This window comes from Pseudobutyrivibrio sp. (genome assembly GCF_015057185.1).
In the GTDB taxonomy this organism is placed as follows: Bacteria; Bacillota; Clostridia; order Lachnospirales; family Lachnospiraceae; genus Pseudobutyrivibrio.
Map to the genome: position 1 here is coordinate 223,712 of NZ_SVEV01000001.1, position 21,422 is coordinate 245,133.

The 21,422-nt window shown below is 37.3% G+C and carries 19 protein-coding genes and 1 tRNA gene; all 20 read right to left on the bottom strand.

What is annotated here, in order from left to right; all coding sequences use genetic code 11:
- Position 1 precedes the first annotated feature (1 nt).
- A complete protein-coding gene (locus E7276_RS01135) occupies positions 2-304 on the bottom strand; it encodes a L7Ae/L30e/S12e/Gadd45 family ribosomal protein (protein WP_294212649.1) in 303 nt (100 codons plus the stop codon).
- Positions 297-560 carry an RNase P modulator RnpM gene (gene rnpM, locus E7276_RS01140; RefSeq protein ID WP_294212650.1) on the bottom strand — a complete coding sequence of 88 codons (264 nt, stop codon included), beginning with the start codon at positions 558-560 and terminating at the stop codon, positions 297-299. The genes E7276_RS01135 and rnpM overlap by 8 nt, the downstream gene beginning before the upstream one ends.
- Before the next feature lie 3 nt (positions 561-563).
- Complete coding sequence (gene nusA, locus E7276_RS01145) at positions 564-1,775, bottom strand: transcription termination factor NusA (RefSeq protein WP_294212652.1); 1,212 nt, start codon at positions 1,773-1,775, stop codon at positions 564-566.
- Between the two features lie 25 nt (positions 1,776-1,800).
- Positions 1,801-2,271, bottom strand: a complete 471-nt coding sequence (gene rimP, locus E7276_RS01150; protein ID WP_294212654.1) for a ribosome maturation factor RimP — start codon at positions 2,269-2,271, stop codon at positions 1,801-1,803.
- 171 nt (positions 2,272-2,442) lie between these two features.
- Positions 2,443-2,514: transfer RNA gene (locus tag E7276_RS01155), tRNA-Glu, on the bottom strand.
- Positions 2,515-2,746: 232 nt separating this feature from the next.
- On the bottom strand, positions 2,747-3,763 hold the full coding sequence (galE, locus tag E7276_RS01160; RefSeq protein ID WP_294212657.1) for a UDP-glucose 4-epimerase GalE: 1,017 nt from the start codon (positions 3,761-3,763) through the stop codon (positions 2,747-2,749).
- A 185-nt stretch (positions 3,764-3,948) separates the two neighbouring features.
- On the bottom strand, positions 3,949-4,305 hold the full coding sequence (rplT, locus tag E7276_RS01165) for a 50S ribosomal protein L20 (protein ID WP_294212659.1): 357 nt from the start codon (positions 4,303-4,305) through the stop codon (positions 3,949-3,951).
- 45 nt (positions 4,306-4,350) lie between these two features.
- Positions 4,351-4,548 carry a 50S ribosomal protein L35 gene (gene rpmI, locus E7276_RS01170; RefSeq protein ID WP_294212662.1) on the bottom strand — a complete coding sequence of 66 codons (198 nt, stop codon included), beginning with the start codon at positions 4,546-4,548 and terminating at the stop codon, positions 4,351-4,353.
- A 19-nt stretch (positions 4,549-4,567) separates the two neighbouring features.
- Entirely contained in the window at positions 4,568-5,065 is a 498-nt protein-coding gene (infC, locus tag E7276_RS01175; protein WP_294212664.1) for a translation initiation factor IF-3, read from the bottom strand.
- Positions 5,066-5,277: 212 nt separating this feature from the next.
- On the bottom strand, positions 5,278-6,096 hold the full coding sequence (locus E7276_RS01180; RefSeq protein WP_294212667.1) for a Cof-type HAD-IIB family hydrolase: 819 nt from the start codon (positions 6,094-6,096) through the stop codon (positions 5,278-5,280).
- Complete coding sequence (locus tag E7276_RS01185; RefSeq protein WP_294212669.1) at positions 6,089-8,251, bottom strand: RNA degradosome polyphosphate kinase; 2,163 nt, start codon at positions 8,249-8,251, stop codon at positions 6,089-6,091. The genes E7276_RS01180 and E7276_RS01185 overlap by 8 nt, the downstream gene beginning before the upstream one ends.
- A 9-nt stretch (positions 8,252-8,260) precedes the next feature.
- Entirely contained in the window at positions 8,261-9,784 is a 1,524-nt protein-coding gene (locus E7276_RS01190) for a Ppx/GppA phosphatase family protein (RefSeq protein WP_294212671.1), read from the bottom strand.
- A gap of 19 nt (positions 9,785-9,803) precedes the next feature.
- Positions 9,804-10,940, bottom strand: a complete 1,137-nt coding sequence (pheA, locus tag E7276_RS01195; RefSeq protein WP_294212674.1) for a prephenate dehydratase — start codon at positions 10,938-10,940, stop codon at positions 9,804-9,806.
- Between the two features lie 7 nt (positions 10,941-10,947).
- Entirely contained in the window at positions 10,948-11,961 is a 1,014-nt protein-coding gene (locus E7276_RS01200) for a DUF5050 domain-containing protein (RefSeq protein WP_294212676.1), read from the bottom strand.
- A gap of 39 nt (positions 11,962-12,000) precedes the next feature.
- On the bottom strand, positions 12,001-16,437 hold the full coding sequence (locus E7276_RS01205; RefSeq protein ID WP_294212678.1) for a PolC-type DNA polymerase III: 4,437 nt from the start codon (positions 16,435-16,437) through the stop codon (positions 12,001-12,003).
- Between the two features lie 180 nt (positions 16,438-16,617).
- On the bottom strand, positions 16,618-17,667 hold the full coding sequence (gene ispG, locus E7276_RS01210) for a flavodoxin-dependent (E)-4-hydroxy-3-methylbut-2-enyl-diphosphate synthase (RefSeq protein ID WP_294212681.1): 1,050 nt from the start codon (positions 17,665-17,667) through the stop codon (positions 16,618-16,620).
- Positions 17,668-17,679: 12 nt separating this feature from the next.
- Entirely contained in the window at positions 17,680-18,711 is a 1,032-nt protein-coding gene (locus tag E7276_RS01215; RefSeq protein WP_294212683.1) for a M50 family metallopeptidase, read from the bottom strand.
- Positions 18,712-18,714: 3 nt separating this feature from the next.
- A complete protein-coding gene (locus E7276_RS01220; protein WP_294212686.1) occupies positions 18,715-19,863 on the bottom strand; it encodes a 1-deoxy-D-xylulose-5-phosphate reductoisomerase in 1,149 nt (382 codons plus the stop codon).
- A 19-nt stretch (positions 19,864-19,882) separates the two neighbouring features.
- Positions 19,883-20,683, bottom strand: a complete 801-nt coding sequence (locus tag E7276_RS01225) for a phosphatidate cytidylyltransferase (protein ID WP_294212687.1) — start codon at positions 20,681-20,683, stop codon at positions 19,883-19,885.
- Positions 20,684-20,695: 12 nt separating this feature from the next.
- Complete coding sequence (locus E7276_RS01230) at positions 20,696-21,394, bottom strand: isoprenyl transferase (RefSeq protein ID WP_294212690.1); 699 nt, start codon at positions 21,392-21,394, stop codon at positions 20,696-20,698.
- Positions 21,395-21,422: the final 28 nt, after the last annotated feature.

The following is a 21,422-nucleotide window of genomic DNA, read 5'->3' on the forward strand; positions in this document are numbered from 1 at the left end:
ACTAACTACGTATCTTATCTAGTACGCTTAAGGATAAATTTTCATCGCACACTACGATAGATGCCCGATATTCTTTACCAATTGCATGCCCTAAAGATTCTTTAGTACCATATTCTACGTATTCAACATTGTAGAATTCACAAGAATTTGAAAATGATTTCTTAGTGTTCGCAGAAGCATCAGAAGCTACTATGCAAAGACAGCCACTACCATCCTTAATTGCTTGCTCACATGCAAATTCTCCACTAACTAAAGAACCAGCTTTCATTGCTAAGCTAATCATATTGAGCGCTTTATCAATCATTCTCCAACTCCATATATAAGCATTCTATAACCTCACCAGAAACTGGTGCTTTTAAAGATCTGTTTAAAGATTTTTTCTTTTCAGCCAAAGAAATACATTCTTTATTTTTACAAACATATGCACCTCGACCTTGCGCTTTGTAGCTAAGATCAAGTGCAATGCCATCAGCAGTCTTTACTATTCTAAACATTTGGTCCTTTGGAACCATACGAGAACAAGCTACACATTTTCTAAGAGGTAATGTTTTATTTGTCATTTACTATTCCTCAGAATTCTCCTCTGATTCAGCATCAGCTTCATCAAAATCGCCCTCTTCGTACTCGCCATCCTCTTCATAGTACTCGTCATCATCATAGTACTCGTCGTCATCGTAATCCTCTTCGTAATCAAGGAAATCTCCTGCTTCCTTGGCCTGAGTCTCACTCTTGATGTCAATTTTGAAGCCTGTAAGTCTAGCTGCAAGACGGGCATTCTGTCCTTCTTTACCAATTGCAAGTGAAAGCTGATAATCAGGAACTACTACACGAGCGCTCTTCTCATCTGCATCAGCAACAACAGCAACAACCTTTGCTGGTGAAAGTGCATTTTCAATGAGGTATGCTGGGTTTTCATCCCATTCAACAATATCAATTTTTTCTCCACGAAGTTCATTAACGATAGCGTTAACACGTGCACCATTCTGTCCTACACATGCTCCTACTGGATCAACGTCCTCATCGTTTGACCAAACAGCAATCTTTGTACGGCTACCAGCCTCACGAGAAATTGATTTAATCTCTACGATGCCATCTCTAACTTCTGAAACTTCCTCTTCGAAAAGCTTCTTAACAAGCTCAGGATGAGTACGAGAAACCACAATACGAGGTCCCTTGTTAGACATTTTAACTTCTACGATATAAACCTTGATTCTGTCCTGAAGCTTGTAATATTCGCCCTTAACCTGCTCTGTTTCAGAGAGGAAGCCCTCAAGCTTACCAAGGTTAACATGGATATTGTTGCCTGAGAAACGAGTAACAACACCTGTAACAACCTTGTGCTGAAGCTCATAATATTCCTTGTAAAGAACATTACGCTCTTCCTCACGAATCTTCTGTGTAATAGTATTCTTAGCTGCTGTAGCAGCAATACGACCGAACTCTTTTGACTTAACTTCTACTTTTACAACGTCGCCTACCTGAAGCTTGCCATCGATGTTGTGAGCATCAATAAGTGAAATCTCCTCAACTGGATCTACAACTTCATCTACAACATTCTTGATAAGGTATACATGATACTCACCAGAAGTTCTGTCAATTTCAACTGTGGCATTAACATCTTTGCCCTTGCCATTAATATCTTTGCCTTTACCATAGTTGTTCTTACAAGCAATAAGTAATGAATTCTCAATAGTCTCGATTAAGACATCCATGCTAATATTTTTCTCTTTTGCGAGATCTGTAAGAGCATCCCAAAAATCATTTGTATTTGCCATATTTCCTCCTAAAATAAGAATATATTTAAAAATCTATTGATAATCTAACCTGTGCAACATCTGCTCTGTTAAAAACTTCTGTACCATCATCAAATTCGATAGTAAGTGTATCCTTATCAAATGCCTTAAGTGCACCTGTAAATTCCTTGGAACCATTAATAGGCTTGTAAGTCTTGATATCAACATCCTGACCAACAGCCTTTTCAAAATGTTTATCTTTTTTAAGTACTCTGCCAAGTCCTGGAGAGCTAACTTCAAAAATGTATCCTTCGGTGCCACCAATATCTGGCTGAGCATCTAGCAGATCATTCATTCTACGACTAACTTCGACGCAATCGTCAATTGTGATTCCTCCGTCCTTGTCAATATAGGCTCTAAGGTAATAGTCTGAACCTTCCTTTACGTACTCTACATCGTAAAGTTCAAAGCCTAACTCATCAAGAATAGGAGTAATCATCTCTTCCGTACGTTTCTCGTAATCGGTGTGTTTTGACATAAAAGTCCTCCTTATTCAGTTTTCAAATTGAAAGAGCATAAATAAAGAGAGAGCAAATTGCTCTCTCCTAAGTCGTTCTCTTCATTCAACAAATGTTATTATAACAGAAAACCTGAAAAAAACAAGTTTTTAGGTAAAATAAAAGCGTCATCAACAAAGATGACGCTCTAGCAGTTCCTAGCGGAATCGAACCGCTGTTTTCGCCGTGAGAGGGCGACGTCTTAACCGCTTGACCAAGGAACCATATCCTTGTCGCTTAGGTGTTTGCCTCAGCGACAAGACATATATTACTATGTGAATTGACTTTCGTCAACCCTTTTTCTCTAAATTTTTATATTCAGAATAATTTAAACATTCAGTATATTAAGATAATATATTTAACCCTGATTTTTACGGGAAAGCGAGCTATTTATAATTGTCTTCGGCAATAGAGCTCGCTGTGGCAAACAGGTTCCTCCCGTGAAACGGGTCCTTCCTATTCGCTATAACCATTAGGATTATTCTTCTGCCATCTCCATGAGTCAGCGCACATCTCTTTGATGCCATACTCTGCTGTCCAGCCAAGCTCTTCCTTTGCTTTTGTAGCATCTGAATAGCATATTGCAATGTCGCCTGCACGACGTGGCTTGATAGAATATGGTATTTTAATTCCGTTAGCTTCCTCAAAGTTCTTAACAATATCGAGAACTGAGTAACCTACACCTGTACCAAGGTTATAAATCTTAAGACCTGCATTCTCTTCGATTTTCTTAAGAGCCTTTACGTGTCCCTTAGCAAGGTCTACAACGTGGATATAATCACGTACTCCAGTGCCATCTGGTGTATCATAATCATTTCCAAATACGCCAAGCTCAGGAAGCTTTCCAACTGCAACCTGTGTGATGTATGGCATAAGGTTATTAGGAATACCGTTAGGATTCTCTCCCATTGTTCCTGATGGATGAGCTCCAATAGGATTAAAGTAACGAAGTAATACTACATTCCACTCTGGATCTGCCTTTTGCATATCTGAAAGAATCTGCTCAAGCATAGACTTTGTCCATCCGTATGGATTAGTACACTGTCCCTTAGGACAATTTTCTGTAATAGGTATCTCAGCCGGGTCACCATATACTGTAGCTGATGATGAGAAAATGATATTCTTGCAATTATGCTTTCTCATAACATCAACAAGAGTAAGTGTACCTGCTATGTTGTTCTCGTAATATTCCCAAGGTTTTTGAACAGACTCACCAACAGCCTTAAGACCTGCAAAATGAATACAAGAATCAAGCTGTTCCTTTTCAAAAACCTCGTTTAATCTATCTCTATCTAAGATATCGCCCTTGTAAAACTTAACTGGCTTTCCTGTAATAGCCTCAACTCTCTCAAGGGATTTTTCAGATGCGTTGCTAAGATTATCATAAACAACTACATCATAGCCTGCTTGCTGAAGCTCAACACATGTGTGGCTGCCTATAAAGCCTGCACCACCCGTAACTAATATTGCCATAATAAAATGTCCTCCTTATTAGTTTTATTACCTAAAATAGCTTAACAAAAAATGTCTCAATATTAAAGGATAAAGTCAAACTATTTTTCAGGTTATTTTTCAGGTAACAGAATCATAAGATTTTAGAATATTTGAAATTTAAATAAAAAAGACCTAGTCTTACGACTAGGCCAATGAAAACATTATTAAGCAACCTTGCCCTTTGCAAGCTCAACAAGCTTTGCAAAACCTTCAGCATCGTTAACTGCCATCTCAGCAAGCATCTTTCTGTTCATCTCAACACCAGCGAGCTTGAGACCGTACATGAACTTAGAATATGAAAGTCCATTGATACGAGCTGCAGCATTGATACGAGCGATCCAAAGCTGTCTGAACTGTCTCTTTCTCTGCTTTCTACCAGCGTAAGCTGATGTAAGAGCACGCATAACTGACTGCTTTGCAACACGATACTGCTTGCTTCTAGCTCCTCTGTAACCCTTTGCTAACTTTAATGTTCTATTGTGTCTTTTCTTAGCGTTTAATCCGCCTTTAACTCTTGCCATTTTAAATTCCTCCTAACCAAATAAATAACTATTCCATACTAAATTTTAGAGATATGGAAGTACTTTCTTCATGTTCTTAACGTTTGTTGAATCAACGATTGCAGACTGACGAAGATTTCTCTTTCTCTTTGTAGTCTTCTTGGTTAAGATATGGCTCTTGTATGCCTTGTTTCTCTTAAGCTTTCCTGTTCCTGTTAATTTAAAGCGCTTTGCAGCTGCTCTTCTTGTCTTCATCTTTGGCATGATAATTTTCCTCCTGAATTTAAGATTTCTTTTCTGTAAGCACTAAGCTCATGCTACGGCCTTCGACCTTAGGTGCCTTTTCCACTACTGCAACATCTGCTAACTTCTCAGCAAAATCATCAAGGATGTGTTTGCTAGACTGCATATGAGCCATCTCACGACCGCGGAAACGAAGTGTAACCTTTACTTTATCGCCCTTTGAGATAAACTTCTTTGCTGCATTTACCTTTGTGTTCATATCATTAGCATCGATGTTTGGAGACATACGAATCTCTTTAACCTCAACAACGTGCTGCTTTTTCTTAGCTTCCTTTTCCTTACGTGCCTGCTCGTAGCGGAATTTACCGTAATCTACGATTTTGCACACTGGTGGATTAGCCTTTGGTGAAATCTTAACGAGATCTAAGCCCTCGTCATCTGCAAGTTTTTGTGCTTCTCGTGCTGACATGATGCCAAGCTGTTCCCCATCTGAGCCGATAACACGAACTTCCTTATCGCGAATCTGCTCATTAATCATTAAATCGCTAATGGTACTACCTCCAAATAAATAAAAAAAATAGTGGATACAGAATATCCACCATAAATCATCACAAAACAAGTTTGTGTGAAGTATAAGACCCAAGTCACAGTAAATTAATACGTGCTAAGGTGAGAGTGGATACTCTACTTTGTTTCACAACATTGATAATATAACATGTTACCAGCATGACGTCAACATTTATTTACAAATTATGCAAGAATAAATTTGTTGATAACTTCAGCAATACCGCTATGATTATTATCGTTTACAGTAACATAATCTGCCACTTCTTTTAACACAGGTCTGGCGTTTGCCATAGCCACACCAACACCTGCAATTTGAACCATGCTAATATCGTTCTCTTCATCCCCACAAGCGACCACATTAGAAAGAGGAATCTGTAGGTAGTCTGCTAACTTTTTGATACCATCACCTTTTCCTGTTCCTCTTTTAACATATTCAAGGAATGCATAATGTGAATAAAAATTATCAAAAGCCTGGTCAAACTGACTTGAATGGTTCTTTCTAAAGTTATCAAGATTTTCTGGCTTATCATAATCAATAGCCATAATCTTAGTAATATCTTTGCCTTTTAGGGTATTTATATCATTTACAAAAACCAATTTCTCCTGTGAAACCTGCTTATAGCTTTCAACAAAATGATTATCGTTGAATGTGTAAATGGAACCAAAATCAAAAACAACACAAGTCAAATTGCTATCGAGTATTGCCTGAACCAATTCCAGTGCCAAATTGTTATCAATACAGTCCTTAAATAGAACCTTGTCACTGTTCATTTCAGTTCCAATAACCCCCTGGTAGCCTAGCAAATATACGTTTTCTCTTTTAAATTCATCATAAACTGACAATATTTTTTTGAGAGCATTATTAGGTCTGCCTGTATCAAAAGCAAGTACATGACCTGCATCTAGTAGTTTTGTAATAGTTTCAAGATTTTCTTTTGAGATGATTTTGTCATCATCAAAAAGAGTTCCGTCCATGTCCACAGCAAGTAATTTGTTATTCATCAAAAACCTCATTTGCAAGCCTTGGAGTAAAGGTTCTTTTTTTCAAAAAATCAATCTCCGGCTCGTTATTTCTTTTTGCCTCTTTGCAAAATGTATCTTGTGCACCGATAGGCTTTTTGCCTCTCTGAGGTTTTACTTTAACATACTTTCCTTCTACTGTCATCTCATATGCTTTTAAGTTATCAGCAAGCTGGACATCTAAAATATGCTTAACTTTTGATTTTAGAATCTCGTCTTCTACTGGGAAAATAATTTCAACTCTTCGGTCCAAATTTCTAGGCATCCAGTCAGCGCTTCCCATGTATATATCCTCAGCACCACTATTGTAGAAATAGAAAATTCGAGCATGCTCAAGGTAGGTTCCAACAATAGATGTAACCTTTATATTTTCACTTACACCTGGTATACCTGCTCTCAAGCAGCATATGCCTCTAACTATAAGATGTATTTTAACTCCTGCATTGCTGGCTTCGTAAAGCTTTTCAATGATCTCTTTATCGCACAAAGAATTCATCTTGGCTATGATGGCTGCTTCTTTACCATCCTTGGCATGACCAATTTCCCTATTTATCAAACTAATAAATGTATTTCTAAGCCAAAGTGGTGCAACAACAAGCTTGTTCCATGCCTCTGGCTCAGAATAGCCCGAAAGCATATTAAATACTGCAGTCGCATCAGCGCCATAGGATTCCTGACAGGTAAGCATTCCACAGTCAGTGTATAATTTTGCTGTAGAATCATTATAGTTTCCCGTTCCTAAATGAACGTATCTTCTGATTCCATCCTCTTCTCTTCGCACAACAAGGGCAATCTTACAATGTGTTTTCAATCCCACAAGACCATAAATAACATGGCAGCCTGCTTTTTCAAGCTTCTTTGCCCAAATAATATTGTTCTGCTCATCAAATCGAGCCTTTAATTCTACAAGTACGGTTACTTGTTTTCCATTTTCGGCTGCATGGGCCAAGCTTGCAATAATTGGAGAATTACCACTTACTCTATAAAGGGTCTGCTTAATTGCCAAAACCTGAGGATCAAAGGCTGCCTGAGCAATAAAATCTACTACCGGATCAAAGGTTTCGTATGGATGATGAAGTAAAATATCACCTTTTTTGATTTCATCAAATATTTTCTCGCCTGGCTTTAATCTAGGATTATCTTGAGGTGTAAAGGCTGGTGACCTAAGGTTATTATGGCCCTCAATACCATAAAGCTTCATCAAAAACGTTAAATCAAGAGGACCCTTAATTTTGTATATATCAATCTCATTTACTCCTAAATTCTTCTTTAAAATAGATAGGAGCTTTTTATTAATTGAGCTTTCCACCTCAAGTCGAATTACTTCACCCCATTGACGAGATTTGATTTGCTTTTCAATTTCAATAAGTAAATCCTCAGCGCCTTCTTCATCTATTGAAAAATCAGCATTTCTCATGATTCTATAAGGCGATGCTGCCACAACATTGTAATTTAAGAAAAGCTTGTCCATATTTCGTTCAATAACCTGCTCAAGTAAAATGAAGCAATCATGCTTTTCTTCATCTGCTGGCAAGGAAATAAAACGTGGCAAAACAGAAGGCACCTGAACTGTTGCAAACTCAACATCTTCCATATCATTTCCAACCACTACAGTTTCCTTCTTTTTCTCTATTAGCGCAGCAATATTAAGAGATTTGTTTCTAATCAATGGGAATGGTCTTGATGCGTCAAAGGCCATTGGAGTCAAAACAGGATAAACCTGACTCATAAAAAATGAATCAATATATTTTAGCTGCTCTTCATTTAAATCTTCGTATTTGTCGTAGATTAGAATCCCTTGCTCTTTTAATATTGGCATTAAGCTTCTATTGAAGGTATTGTACTGAAAATCTACAAGCTCACGTGTTTTTTCATTTATAGAAATAAGCTGCTCAGTAGGTGTCATTCCTGCAATATCAGGCTTTGTGTAGCCTGCATGCTCCATATCCTTTAGAGAAGCAACCCTGACCATGAAAAATTCATCTAAATTGGATGAAGTGATAGCAACAAATTTTAGGCGTTCTAGAATCGGCAATTCTTTGTTTGTAGCTTCATTTAAAACTCGCTGCTCAAACTTCAACCAGCTAAGCTCTCTGTTATCATAAAATCTTGCGTCAGAAATATTAATATTTGCCATATCTCCCTCCTAAAATTTCTTGTTTTCTCTAAGAACAGGTTTGATAGAGAATATTTCCTCAAAATAGTCTGCATTCTTTTTGAATAAACCTTTTTCAAGGGCAAGGGAGCTGTTAGCCTCAATGCTAATTACTAGCTCTCTGTCTTTAACCTTAATAGATACATTTTTTATTTTTTGCTTATGGGATCTGTCCAAAGCATTGGCGACCTTAAGAATCGCCAAAAGTTTAAGTATTGTTAAATATTCTTCCTGTGTAAATCTATCTGAAAGATTCTCAAATGGTTCTACAGGCTTTCTATTAAATTCAACTGTAGTTGCAATTAATTCTCGCTCCTTGTGACTAAGTCCAAGTATTTCCGAGCTCATTATTATGGTGTAGGAACAGCTAGATGCTTCTGATAAGCTAATATATTTTCCGCAATCATGTAGAATAGCTATGCACTGCATAAGCAGTCTTTCACGTCTAGAAAGACCATGGTATTTTTTCATGGCATCAAATATTTCTCCCGATAGTTTAAACAACGCCTTTAGATGTGGTTGGTAGCTACCGTAGCGCTTAGCTATAGACCATGCAGCTGTTATAACATCATTTTCAAAATCATGTCTTGAAGTAAGCCATTTTTTCTTGTATGAGAATTGTAAAGCCATTCCTTCGCAGACTGATAACCCTGGAGCAAAAACAATTTCAGGCTTTAGGGTCTCTGCCAAAGTTTTATATAACATGACAACTGGTTCAATTATATCTTCGTTGTCCAGATAAATATCATGCTCAGTTTCGTAGTTCTTAATATACTGTTTATTAATCTTTTTAAGATAATCTATATATTCTTTTGTCTTTATTCGTTTTGAGGAAAAAGTAGAAATACGCTCAGTGATAGTACTTACCTGAACGCCAAAAAGAATCATATATTTAGGCTCGATGTCTCTTAGGAACATGGTTTTAAATACCTCAAGCTCCTTGTACATCATTTCATAGGTCTGCTCTAGAGAAGTCTCTGTAGCTGACCCAAGCTTTTTTAAATTTTCACTAATGGATACTGTACCTAAAGACAAATGCTGGGTAGTAACGATCTTGCCTTTTGAGAACAGTGTAATTTGCAAAGAAACACCGCCAATGTCAACTAGAACTGCTGAATCGCTGATTAAATCATCGAAATCTTCGGTAGATGCAACAGCCTGATAGCCAAGAAAGCGCTGTTCAGAATTAGATAATACATTTACAGAAAAACCGGTTCTAACTTTTATCTGTTCAAGAACTATAAGTGCATTTTGAGCTTGTCGAATATTTGGTCCTGCAGCAACAGAATAAAAATCCACCTTGTAGCCTTCTATGGTAGTGCGCATATCACTAAGTGTACGGCACAATTTATCTACTGTATCAGGCAAAATGACGCCCTTTGTAAGTACGTCTTTAATAATGTCTGACTGAATTTTCATAGTATCAATTGACTTAAGGCCCTTTTGTTTACTGATTTCAAAGACCTTAAGAGTGGTCTCATATGTACCAATGTAGATACTAGCAAATAATTTCATAGTAAGCTCCCCCATCAAACTAATAATTTCCTAATATACGAAGTGTTACACACTCTTCCTTTAGACCAATCAATGCATTTTGAACTGCTTCATCATCCAAATTACCATCGATATCTATAAAGAATCGGTACTGCCAATTTACCCCTTTAATTGGACGAGACTCAATTCTGTTCATATTAATTCCATTGAACATGAGATTTGATAATACTCTATATAGACTACCAGGCTCATGTGGCAATTCAAAACACAAGCTTATATGCTTTGCGTTTGCAAGATATTTCTTTTCTTTTGAAACAATGATAAATCTAGTGGCATTTGATTTATTATCTTGAATGTTTTCTTCAAGAATATCAAGATTATAAAGCGTAGCATTAAAAGCGCTGCCTATTGCAGCCTGAGTCTTATCACCGTCATCTCGTATTTTTTGAGCACTTACTGCTGTATTGTGAAGATTTTTCACATCCCAATTCATATGCTTTGTACGAATATATTCGTCACATTGAGCTATGGCCTTTGGGTGAGAATAAACTGTTTTAATATCAGCTATATTTGCGCCTTTAACACCAAGTAATGCGTGGTTAACCTTTAAAATCTGCTCACCAACAATGGCTACATTATATTCAGAAAGTAAATCGAAATTTTCTTCTATTGAGCCAGCTAAGCTATTTTCGATTGGGAGCACTGCATAATCCGCATCTCCATTTGATATAGCCTCCATAGCATCTCTCCAAGACTCCACGTGGAAGCTTGATCTCATTTGGTCCTTGAAGAACTCAAGCATAGCAAGCTGTGAATAAGCCCCCTCTACTCCTTGAAAGCAAACAATAGCATCAGAATAATCATATTTTTCAACCCTAGAGAATCCACTATCAAAAACAATACCGTTTTCTCTGAGAAGGGCAAACTGCTTTTTGCGACTAATGGACATTATCTGAGTATACAATTCTTTTACTGCCTGGATATTAAATTCCCCATCAACATATGAAGATAAGGTTTCTAGCTTTTCTTCCTCTCTGGCTTTATCATATACCTTTTTGCCGGTGGATATTTTGTACTGAGCCACCTGACATGCTAATTCCATTCTTTTGGTAAATAAATCTAAAATACCTTTGTCAACTGCGTCAATTTCCTGTCTGATGTCCGTTAAGTCTCTCATGTTGCTCCTATTCTTCGTTTGAAAGTATCGGCGGGTTAAAAAGTGAAACTGAGGTACCACCATTTGGACAATGGAAAATGGTACCAGAGAAGAAGTCAGCAAAGTAAACATAATCGCTGGTGATATTAATATTGTTGTATTGTCCCTCTGCTAACAGTACTTCATTTCCAGTGGTTAAATCCACTCTATATATACCATCTGGATTACCTTTTATGGATTGATAATATAAATAGTTACCGGAAACATTGTAGCCTGAAGTACCATAAGTTGTAACTCCATATTTGTCTCCACCACCAAGTGACATACGATATACTCTGTTATTATTGTCCAAATCAATAAAGAATAATTCGTGACCATCCATTAAAGGCATCCATAGGTTTTCTGATGATATAAAGGATGAATCTTTTGTTTCTAGATTCATGCTATGTAAATTGTGGTCATGATCAACACCTGAATAGTATAGCTTGTCGTCAAAAATGCAACGTGGATCGATGGATTCTTTGGTAAGCTGTTCCCTGTCATTGCCATCGATACCAACTATATATACAGTAGTGGCCTCTTCAGCATCGTAATGATAATAAACCACTTTATTGGTAGCAAGTGCACAGGCATTGCAATCTGCTTCATCAAGAATGATGACCTTGCCATTTCTTTTAGTCATTCGACATAAGCTATTGGCATTTACGTCAAATGATCCGAAGGTAGAATTGCTGTGATTTCGGCTATAGTACAAATAATGCTCATCAGAATTTATAAAATAAACAGAATCATTAGCCACATATTCAATGTCACTCTCATCTGTATTCATTTTATAAAGTCTATTTTTGTCGTTTGGATTTGCAAAATATACTACACCATCATACTCGCAAAATAAACCATTACCATATAAATTACCGGTTGTGTTGCCAGTAGTTCCAGGGTCATTGAAATAGGTAACCGAATTAATATATTTGTAATAACCCAAACCACCAACAATACATAAAACAACAACAGCAATTATGATACTACGTACTACCTTCATTTTCCTGCCCTCCCCGGATTAACCATTCAAATCGAATAGTTAAAAATCAAAAAAATCAGATAACGATAGCTGGTTTGACTTTGGTAAATCCTTGATAATGCCTAGCTCAATCATCTTATCAAGAATTGATTGTGATACCTTTCCTCTGTCCTTAATTTCCTGTTGTGATAAGAACTTTCCTTGAGAAGCAGCAATCTGTAATTGCTCTGCAGCCTTATCACCCATTCCTGGAAGTGAATTGAACGGTGGAAGTATCTTCCCATCTACTATTTTAAAGTATCTTGAATCAGATTGGTATAGGTCCATAGGTAAAAATTCAAATCCACGGGCATACATTTCCTGAACAAGTCTAAGGGCTGTTAAGCAATCCTTATCAGTTGCAGAAGGGTCCTTCATAGCCTTTATATTTTTAATTTCCTGCTCGCACTTTGCTTTTCCCATACAGCACTTTTCGTAATCGAATCCTCCAGCTCTAATAGAGAAGAACGCTGCATAATAAGCCAATGGATAGTTGATTTTACAGTAAGCAACTCGCCAAGCCATCATAACGTAAGCGGCAGCATGGGCCTTAGGGAACATGTATTTAATTTTTTCGCAGGACTCGATATACCATTCAGGTACACCATGTTCTAGCATGTGCTCCTTGTAGGTTGGCCACTCATCACACTTACCCTTGGCAACTACGCCCTTACGAACTCGTTCCATGATAGTAAATGATTCAGCTGGGTCAAGTCCCTTGTGAATCAAATAAACCATGATATCATCACGAGTACAAATTGCTGTGGTGATTGTGGCAATTCCATTAAGAATCAAATCCTGTGCATTTCCTAACCAAACGTCAGTACCATGGGCAAGACCTGCAATACGAACTAAATCAGTAAAATATTGAGGCTTGGCCTCAACAAGCATCTGCATAGCAAAGTCAGTACCAAACTCTGGAATGCCAAGAGTTCCCAGTGGTGTTCCCATAATATCATCTGGGGTAATGCCTAGGGCTTCTGTGCTTTGGAACAAAGACATAACCCCTTTATCATCAAAAGGAATCTCTGTCGCATTAATACCTGTCAAATCTTCAAGTCGCTTAATCATTGTAGGATCCAAGTGACCTAAAATATCAAGCTTAAGCAAGTTGGCATCAATTTTGTGGTAATCAAAGTGCGTTGTAACAATATCAGTATCCTTGTTAGCTGGATGCTGTACTGGCGTAAACGAATAAATATCCTCACCATTAGGCAAAACTACTACTCCACCAGGGTGCTGACCAGTAGTAGATTTAACACCTTCAACGCCTTTAGCTAAACGAGAATACTCAGAACGTCGTTTTCTTATGTCTCTATTGATAAAATATTTATATACATAACTCTCAGCGTTTTTATCCGCCAAGGTAGATACAGTACCGGCCTTAAAGGTCTGACCCTCACCGAAAATAACCTCTGTATACTTATGAGCCTTTGACTGATATTCATTTGAGAAGTTCAGATCGATATCAGGCTCCTTATCTCCTTTGAAGCCAAGGAAGGTTTCAAATGGAATATCAAAGCCATCTTTTGCCAATGGCTTTCCGCATTTAGGACAAATCTTGTCTGGCATATCTACGCCAGAAAGACCCATATCTACTATTTCTTTAACTTCTGGTCCATCAAAATCCACATAGAAGCAATTTGGACATCTATAATGTGGTGGCAATGGGTTAACCTCAGTGATACCAGCCATTGTTGCAGCAAAAGAAGAACCAACGGAACCACGGGAACCTACAAGATATCCATCTTCGTTGGATTTCCAAACTAATTTCTGGGCAATGATGTACATTACGGAATAACCATTACCAATGATTGAATTTAGCTCTCTTTCCAATCTTGCTTCAACGATTTCTGGAAGAACTGGTCCGTATACTTCATGGGCTCTAGTCTCACAAATACGACGCAAATCCTCCTCGGAATGCTCGATTACTGGCGGACATTTATCTGGTCGTACAGGATGAATATATTCGCACATATCAGCAATCATATTCGTATTCTCGATAACTACCTCATGGGCTTTTGCCAATCCTAAATAAGAAAATTCCTCTAGCATCTCGTCTGTAGAATGCAAATAAAGAGGAGCTTGTTGATCAGCATCATCAAAGCCTTTATTGGCCATAATGATTCTACGATAAACCTCGTCCTCAGGATCAAGGAAATGAACGTCACAGGTTGCAACTGTAGGCTTATTAAACTCCTCACCTAAGGCTACAATTCGTTTATTAACCTCTTGCAAATCTTTGATTGTATTGAAACGTTCATATTTTGGTTTATCAGAACGAATCATGAACTCGTTATTTCCTACTGGTTGAATCTCTAAATAGTCATAGAAATTTGCAATTCGAGCTATTTCTGATTCATCTCTCTCATCAACTATAGCGTCATACAATTCTCCTGCCTCGCAGGCGCTACCAATAATGAGACCTTCTCTACATTCCTGAAGTAATGATTTTGGAACTCTAGGATAACGAGCAAAATATTTTATATGGGACTCAGAAACTAATCTATATAGATTAATTCTACCTAAATCATTCTTTGCAAGCACAATACAGTGATGAGCACGCATTTTTTTGATTTGCTCTGGTCCTGGAATTGCTTTTTCATTAAGCTCGGCTAAAGTAGTTATTCCTTCTGCCTCTAGCTTTTTAATAAACTTTTCAAAAATCTTTGCAGTAACTTCGGCATCATCTACCGCTCTGTGATGATGCTCATTTACAAGATTTTCTGCCTTACATACAGCATCCAAATTGAAACGAGCCATATTTGGATGTAAATATCTAGCCACCTCTACTGTATCAACATGAGTGTAATCGTATGGCAATCCAAGGTCTTTACAATTTTGTTTGATAAAGCTTGTGTCAAAGGATGCATTGTGTGCAACTAATACGCTTCCTTGGCAGAACTCCATAAATCTAGGAAGTATAGCATCAATTGTTGGTGCATCCTCAACCATCTCATCCTTGATTGAAGTCAGCTCAGTTATGCGGTATGGAATAGGAACCTTAGGGTTAACAAACTCAGAGAATCTATCGACAATTTGTCCATCAACAATCTTTACGGCACCAATTTCGATGATTTTACAGCTCTTTGGATTGAAGCCTGTAGTTTCGATATCGAAAACTACATATTCATCTCTTAAGGACTGGCCCTTGTTATTTACAACTGGTCGCTTACTATCATCTACAAGGTAGATTTCACATCCGTAAATAACCTTGAAGTCTCCAAGGCCCTTCATATGATCAGCATCACAAAATGCCTGAACAACGCCGTGGTCTGTAATAGCAAGAGCTTTGTGTCCCCAGTCCTTGGCGCGGGAAATAATAGATGTAATCTCTGATACACCATCAAACTCTGACATCTTTGTATGGCAATGGAGCTCAACACGCTTCTCTACAGCATTATCAGTTCTAACGACTCTGAAGTCCTTTATCTTCTGAACACAGGTAATACGTCCAATAGTCAGCTCTTTACTATAGATATCCTCATCAAGCTTACCTTGCACCTTATAGAAGCCACCTACCTTAAGCTTAGATTCAAATTCGCGGCCTTGATCTGCATCACTAAACCAGAATTTAACAGAAATGGAATCTGTAAAGTCTGTCATTGATCCTGTACCAAAATAGCCACCCTTTTTAGTCTCTCTAAATTCAAGGTCAGTAAGCTGTCCTCTGACAACAATCGAGCCTAAGAGCTCTCCTGTAATTTCTTCCATAGTAGTGGCGTTCTCAAGGATTTCACTACCCATAATAATATCTGGATCATCAGATTTAGTGAGAGGCTTAACAAATTTCTTCTCAGGAGTATCAGCTTCCTTATTTTGAGAATTGTCATTTTTAGATTCTTGCTTTTCTTCCTTTTCTTCGGAAGGCTTTGCAGCAGTTCTAGCGTTAATAGCTTTAATTTTGTTTTCAATCTCAAGCTTTGCATTCTCGAGATATTTATTCTTTGCAGGTTCCTTATAATCAAACTCAATTTTCACATTCATGTGACATCTATGGCAAAGAATCTTGCTAAGCAAATCATACAATTCACCTTCTACTTCTTTTCCAATAAGAGTATCTTCGATAGTTACTTTCAAGCTATCGTTGTCAGGGAACTCAATATCTGCTTTTTTGTATATGTTAAAAAGAAGAGCACTTTTTTCTTCTAGCTCCTCTAAAATACTATCATTATATGAACTTAAAAGATTTGAAGGTGTATATTGACTAGATAAGTCGAAATCTTCAAAAATACTAATTGTAACACCGTTGTTAGGGAAAAATTGTTTCTTAATAGATTTTTCAAGACTCCAAATCCTTCTTTTAGGAATCAGTGTGTTGAATGTAACGTAAATATGAATATCGTCCTTAGAGCGTCCGGTGGCAACCTTGGTAATGGTTGCATCGCTGAGGGCTGTGGACAAATCGCTGTCTGCGTTCACATTAGGAAACACTTCATAAAATCCCATTTGATCCATAAACTTATTCTCCGACTTTAGTCCGTCGGTTACGCCTACAAGCCTTAGTGTTTCTGCGCTCATCTAAAACGATTCGTTTAGAAACCTAAGAGCTTGTTGTCTACCGACTCATATAAATAATTAATATATAAATAATAATTTATATATCTAAAATGATTTTTTCTCATATTCCACTTGGGATTAGCGAGGCCAAGCAATGAGTTCTTGGCGTAGGGCTTCAAGTAATTGGTCCTCTGGCAATTTGCGAACAACCTCACCATGCTTAATAAGAAGGCCTTCACCAATACCGCCTGCAACACCAAGGTCAGCTTCCTTTGCTTCTCCAGGGCCATTAACTACACAGCCCATAACTGCCACTTTGATGTTGAGGTCTTCGAATTCCTGAACCAAAGCCTCTACCTTGTTTGCAAGGCCAATAAGGTCAATTTGTGTACGTCCACAAGTCGGGCAAGATACAACCTCTATACCGCCCTCTCTAAGGCCTAATGTCTTAAGAATTATTTTTGCAGATTTGATTTCTTCAATAGGTGCACCTGTAAGGGATACTCTAATAGTGTCACCTATTCCCTGAGAAAGAATCATAGCAAGGCCACACGCACTCTTAATATTGCCCGCTGTAAGAGTACCTGCTTCTGTGATACCAACATGAATAGGGTGATCAGTTTTATCCGCAATAAGCTCATGAGCCTTAACGCACATCATAACATTAGAAGACTTAATACTGATTACTAAATTGTCATAACCAAGGTCTTCAATAATTTTCACTTTATCAAGGGCAGATTCAACCAAACCTTCAGCTGTAACTCCACCATATTTTTCAACTAAATCTTTCTCTAAAGAACCAGAATTTACTCCAACTCTAATTGGAACATTTTTAGCCTTTGCACAATCAACAACAGCTTTGATTCTATCAGTGCTGCCAATATTTCCAGGATTAATACGGATTTTATCAGCGCCATTCTCAATTGCTGCAATGGCAAGTCTATAGTCAAAATGGATGTCTGCAACAAGCGGAATGCTAATCTGCTTTTTAATTTCTGAAATAGCCTTAGCTGCTTCCATATCTGGGCAAGCTACACGAATAATATCGCAACCAGCATTTTCAAGCTCATGAATCTGAGCAACCGTAGCAGCAACATCCTGAGTCTTTGTATTACACATAGACTGAATAAGAATAGGATTTCCGCCGCCTATTACTCTATTTCCAATTTTAACTTCTCTTGTATTCATACCAAAATACCTCTACATTAATTTTGCTATATCGTTGTACATAACAACAATCATCAATAACATAAGCAAACCAAAGCCAACCAGATTAATTCCATTCTCTATTTCTGGTTTCATTTTCTTTCCTCTAATTCCCTCAATAATATACAAAAGAATACGACCGCCATCTAGTGCAGGGAATGGCAAAAGGTTCATTACTCCAAGGTTTGCTGAAAGCAAAATAGTTATTGAAACCAAGTTAAGGAAAACATATTTTAGTCCATCCACAACTGAGCTTTCATAAACATCTCCAATTACAGATACAACACCAACAGGACCCGAGACTTCTTGTACAGAAATCTGTCTAGTAAATAGCATTTTCAAGCTCTGAAATGTAACGTAAATCTGATACTTAATTTCATAGCATCCGTAAGCCAATGTAGATAATGGTCCTACAGAAGTTCTCTCACCATTGTTTTCAATTCCAAGCATATATCTGCCAGTTTCTTCATTTAATTTAGGTGTAATTGTGGCAGTTTTAATCTCATCATTATGAGAATACTTTACATCAACTATTTCACCAGAATGAAGGAAATTATAAAGGCTAATCTCGCTATAAAAATGAACATTGTATCCATTAAGGGAAATGATAGTATCTCCAGCCTCAATACCGGCCTCTGCAGCTGGATAGCCTTCAACAACGCCTGTAACAACAGGTTTATCAACCCCTGCCATTGCAATAAAGATTACTGAAAGAATGAAGGCCAATATAAAATTAAATAAAGGTCCACCAAAAACAATCAAAAATCTATGTAACAATGGTTGATTACCAAAAGCTCTATCACTATCGCTCTCTTCATCTTCGCCTTCCATAACACAAGAACCACCAAAAGGTAAGGCTTTTAGGCAATACTTTGTCTCACCTTTTCCCCAAGATATAAGAGTTGGACCAAGTCCAAGTGTAAATTCGTTAACCTTTACATTAAATTTCTTTGCAAATAGAAAATGTCCAAGTTCATGAAAAATAATAATAAAGCTGAAAATCAAAATAGCAATGATAATTTTCATATACTACCACCTGCTCTCTATGAAATCATAAGTCATCTGTTCTGTTTCAAGAACCTGCTCAATTGTAGGATTGTTTATAAAGTCTACATTTATCATAGCCTCAGAAACGATTTCTGGAATCTCCAAAAATTTAATTTTATTGTTTAAAAATTTGGCTACTGCTCTTTCATTTGCAGCATTGAATACTGTAGGAACATTTCCACCAGCAGACATTGCATCATAAGCCAGCTGAAGACCATAAAATGTCTCCATATCAGGCTTTTCAAATGTAAGAGTTCCAACCTTGAATAAATCTAAAGGCTCAGCATAAAGTGTCTTGCGGTTCGGATAGAATAATGCATAAAGAATAGGCAGACGCATATCAGGTGTGCCCATCTGTCCAATAACTGCTCCATCCATAAATTCAACAGCTGAATGTAAAATACTTTGTGGATGTACAACAACCTGCACCTGGTCAAGATTAACACCAAATAACCATTTTGCTTCCATTACCTCCAGACCTTTATTAATCATAGTAGCGGAATCAATAGTAATTTTAGCCCCCATAGACCAATTAGGGTGCTTTAAAGCGTCTTCAAGCTTAACATTTTCAAGTTCTTCAAGAGTACGTCCTCTAAATGGGCCACCTGAAGCTGTAAGCAGAATTTTTGATATTTCATTGTGTCTCTCGCCATTTAAAGACTGGAAAATAGCGCTATGTTCACTGTCTACAGGAAGAATAGAAACACCCTTTTCTTTTGCCAAAGGCATAATAATATGTCCGGCAGTTACAAGAGTTTCCTTGTTAGCTAGTGCAATAGTTTTTCCAGCATTAATAGCAGCTATTGTAGGCTGAACTCCTATCATTCCAACAACTGCAGTAACTACTGTATCAGCATCTGCACAAGTAGCTACAGCAATAAGACCTTCCATTCCAAAATGAACATCAATATTCATATCTGAAAGTCTTGTCTTTAAATCATTTGCCAATGCTTCTGTGCCTATAGAAACAAGAGTTGGCTTGTATTTTCGAATTTGCTTTTCGAACATATCAATGTTCTTTCCACAGGACATTGCAACAACCTGTAAATCATTAGGATTTTGTGAAACTATGTCTAGTGTTTGTGTACCTATCGATCCTGTAGAACCTAAAATAGCAATCTTCTGTGCCATTAGAATAATCTCCTAAATATTAATAAAAATAATTTGCTAAGAAAAAGATAATTGGTGCTGTAATGATTACACTATCAAATCTATCAAGAACACCACCATGTCCTGGAATTAGCTTTCCATAATCTTTGATCTCAAAATTACGCTTTATAGCAGAAGCAGCCAAATCACCAATCATTGAAATCAAGCCACCTACGCAAGCAATAATTACAAGCGTAAGAATATTTAAATCATCAACCTTAAATGCTTTTGAAATAAGTACGCAGTATAAAGCTGTAAGCAAACCAGCTCCTACCACACCACCAACTGCACCTTCGATGGATTTCTTTGGTGATAGAATTGGAGACATTTTATGCTTTCCAAAAAGAACACCAACACAATATGCACATGTGTCACAGCCCCAAGAGCATAAGAAAATCAACCACACAATAAACTGTCCCTCTGGAAGCATTCTAGTCTGATATAAGAAAGAAAGCATTACTCCAACGTAAAATAAGCCAAAGAAGGCAGCCATAATCTGGTGACTATGGAATTTAGGGTATCCAAATACAAATACTGCAAGCATAAGAATCAAAAATGACAGGAAGATAACTTCATTATCCTGGCAAAATTTAAATCTAAGATCTAAATAATAAGCGATACATGCTGCATAGCCTAGTATTCCAGGTGCTTTCTTTTCGATATTAAAAATACGATATAATTCAAACATACCAATTAGAGATAAAACAAGCATTACCGCAAGTAAAACATCTCCACCGGAAATAATAAATAACAGTGCAAATGCCACAAGAACAATTCCACTTATTAAACGGGTAACAAACATAAAAATTCCTTTCTAAATGCCGCCAAATCGACGATTTCTCTTGTCATATTCTTCTATAGCCTTCTTTAATTCATCTGGAGTGAATTCAGGCCATGCAACTGGAGTAAAGTAAAACTCCGCATATGCTAATTGCCATAATAAATAGTTTGACAATCTCTGTTCACCTGATGTACGAATCATAAAATCAGGATCAGGGATGTCTTTAGTATCTAGATATGATGAGAACAATGCTTCATCAATATCATCAACTGAAATTTTATCATCCTTTACATCCTTTGCAACCTTTCTAATAGCTCGTGTCATTTCATCACGGCTACCATAATTAATTGCAATAGTAAGAGTTAAACCAGTAAACTGAGAAGAATACTCAGTAAGCTCTTTAATATTAGCTCTAAGTTTTTCATCTAATTTAGATAAATCACCAATGAATCTAACTCTAAGATTGTCTTTTTTAGCAGTCTTCATACATTTCTTGATGTATTCGCCAAGAAGCTTCATAAGAGCCTTCACCTCATCGGCTGGTCTAGACCAATTTTCTGTGGAGAAAGCATACATAGTAACATATTTAACCCCTAAATCATGTGCGGCTCTACAAATAGTCTCCACGTTTTTGGCACCTACTGTATGTCCATATGTACGAGGCATCCCCTTTGATTTCGCCCATCTCCCATTTCCGTCAAGAATAATCGCTATATGCTCTGGTACGTTCATAAATCCTCCAAAGGTAAAATAATAATGA

What these genes read in the sequence shown, in the direction of transcription:
- E7276_RS01135 (WP_294212649.1), bottom strand. Translation starts at nt 304, where the DNA reads ATGATTGATAAAGCGCTCAATATGATTAGCTTAGCAATGAAAGCTGGT.
- rnpM (WP_294212650.1), bottom strand. Translation starts at nt 560, where the DNA reads ATGACAAATAAAACATTACCTCTTAGAAAATGTGTAGCTTGTTCTCGT.
- nusA (WP_294212652.1), bottom strand. Translation starts at nt 1,775, where the DNA reads ATGGCAAATACAAATGATTTTTGGGATGCTCTTACAGATCTCGCAAAA.
- rimP (WP_294212654.1), bottom strand. Translation starts at nt 2,271, where the DNA reads ATGTCAAAACACACCGATTACGAGAAACGTACGGAAGAGATGATTACT.
- galE (WP_294212657.1), bottom strand. Translation starts at nt 3,763, where the DNA reads ATGGCAATATTAGTTACGGGTGGTGCAGGCTTTATAGGCAGCCACACA.
- rplT (WP_294212659.1), bottom strand. Translation starts at nt 4,305, where the DNA reads ATGGCAAGAGTTAAAGGCGGATTAAACGCTAAGAAAAGACACAATAGA.
- rpmI (WP_294212662.1), bottom strand. Translation starts at nt 4,548, where the DNA reads ATGCCAAAGATGAAGACAAGAAGAGCAGCTGCAAAGCGCTTTAAATTA.
- infC (WP_294212664.1), bottom strand. Translation starts at nt 5,065, where the DNA reads ATGATTAATGAGCAGATTCGCGATAAGGAAGTTCGTGTTATCGGCTCA.
- E7276_RS01180 (WP_294212667.1), bottom strand. Translation starts at nt 6,096, where the DNA reads ATGAATAACAAATTACTTGCTGTGGACATGGACGGAACTCTTTTTGAT.
- E7276_RS01185 (WP_294212669.1), bottom strand. Translation starts at nt 8,251, where the DNA reads ATGGCAAATATTAATATTTCTGACGCAAGATTTTATGATAACAGAGAG.
- E7276_RS01190 (WP_294212671.1), bottom strand. Translation starts at nt 9,784, where the DNA reads ATGAAATTATTTGCTAGTATCTACATTGGTACATATGAGACCACTCTT.
- pheA (WP_294212674.1), bottom strand. Translation starts at nt 10,940, where the DNA reads ATGAGAGACTTAACGGACATCAGACAGGAAATTGACGCAGTTGACAAA.
- E7276_RS01200 (WP_294212676.1), bottom strand. Translation starts at nt 11,961, where the DNA reads ATGAAGGTAGTACGTAGTATCATAATTGCTGTTGTTGTTTTATGTATT.
- E7276_RS01205 (WP_294212678.1), bottom strand. Translation starts at nt 16,437, where the DNA reads ATGGATCAAATGGGATTTTATGAAGTGTTTCCTAATGTGAACGCAGAC.
- ispG (WP_294212681.1), bottom strand. Translation starts at nt 17,667, where the DNA reads ATGAATACAAGAGAAGTTAAAATTGGAAATAGAGTAATAGGCGGCGGA.
- E7276_RS01215 (WP_294212683.1), bottom strand. Translation starts at nt 18,711, where the DNA reads ATGAAAATTATCATTGCTATTTTGATTTTCAGCTTTATTATTATTTTT.
- E7276_RS01220 (WP_294212686.1), bottom strand. Translation starts at nt 19,863, where the DNA reads ATGGCACAGAAGATTGCTATTTTAGGTTCTACAGGATCGATAGGTACA.
- E7276_RS01225 (WP_294212687.1), bottom strand. Translation starts at nt 20,683, where the DNA reads ATGTTTGTTACCCGTTTAATAAGTGGAATTGTTCTTGTGGCATTTGCA.
- E7276_RS01230 (WP_294212690.1), bottom strand. Translation starts at nt 21,394, where the DNA reads ATGAACGTACCAGAGCATATAGCGATTATTCTTGACGGAAATGGGAGA.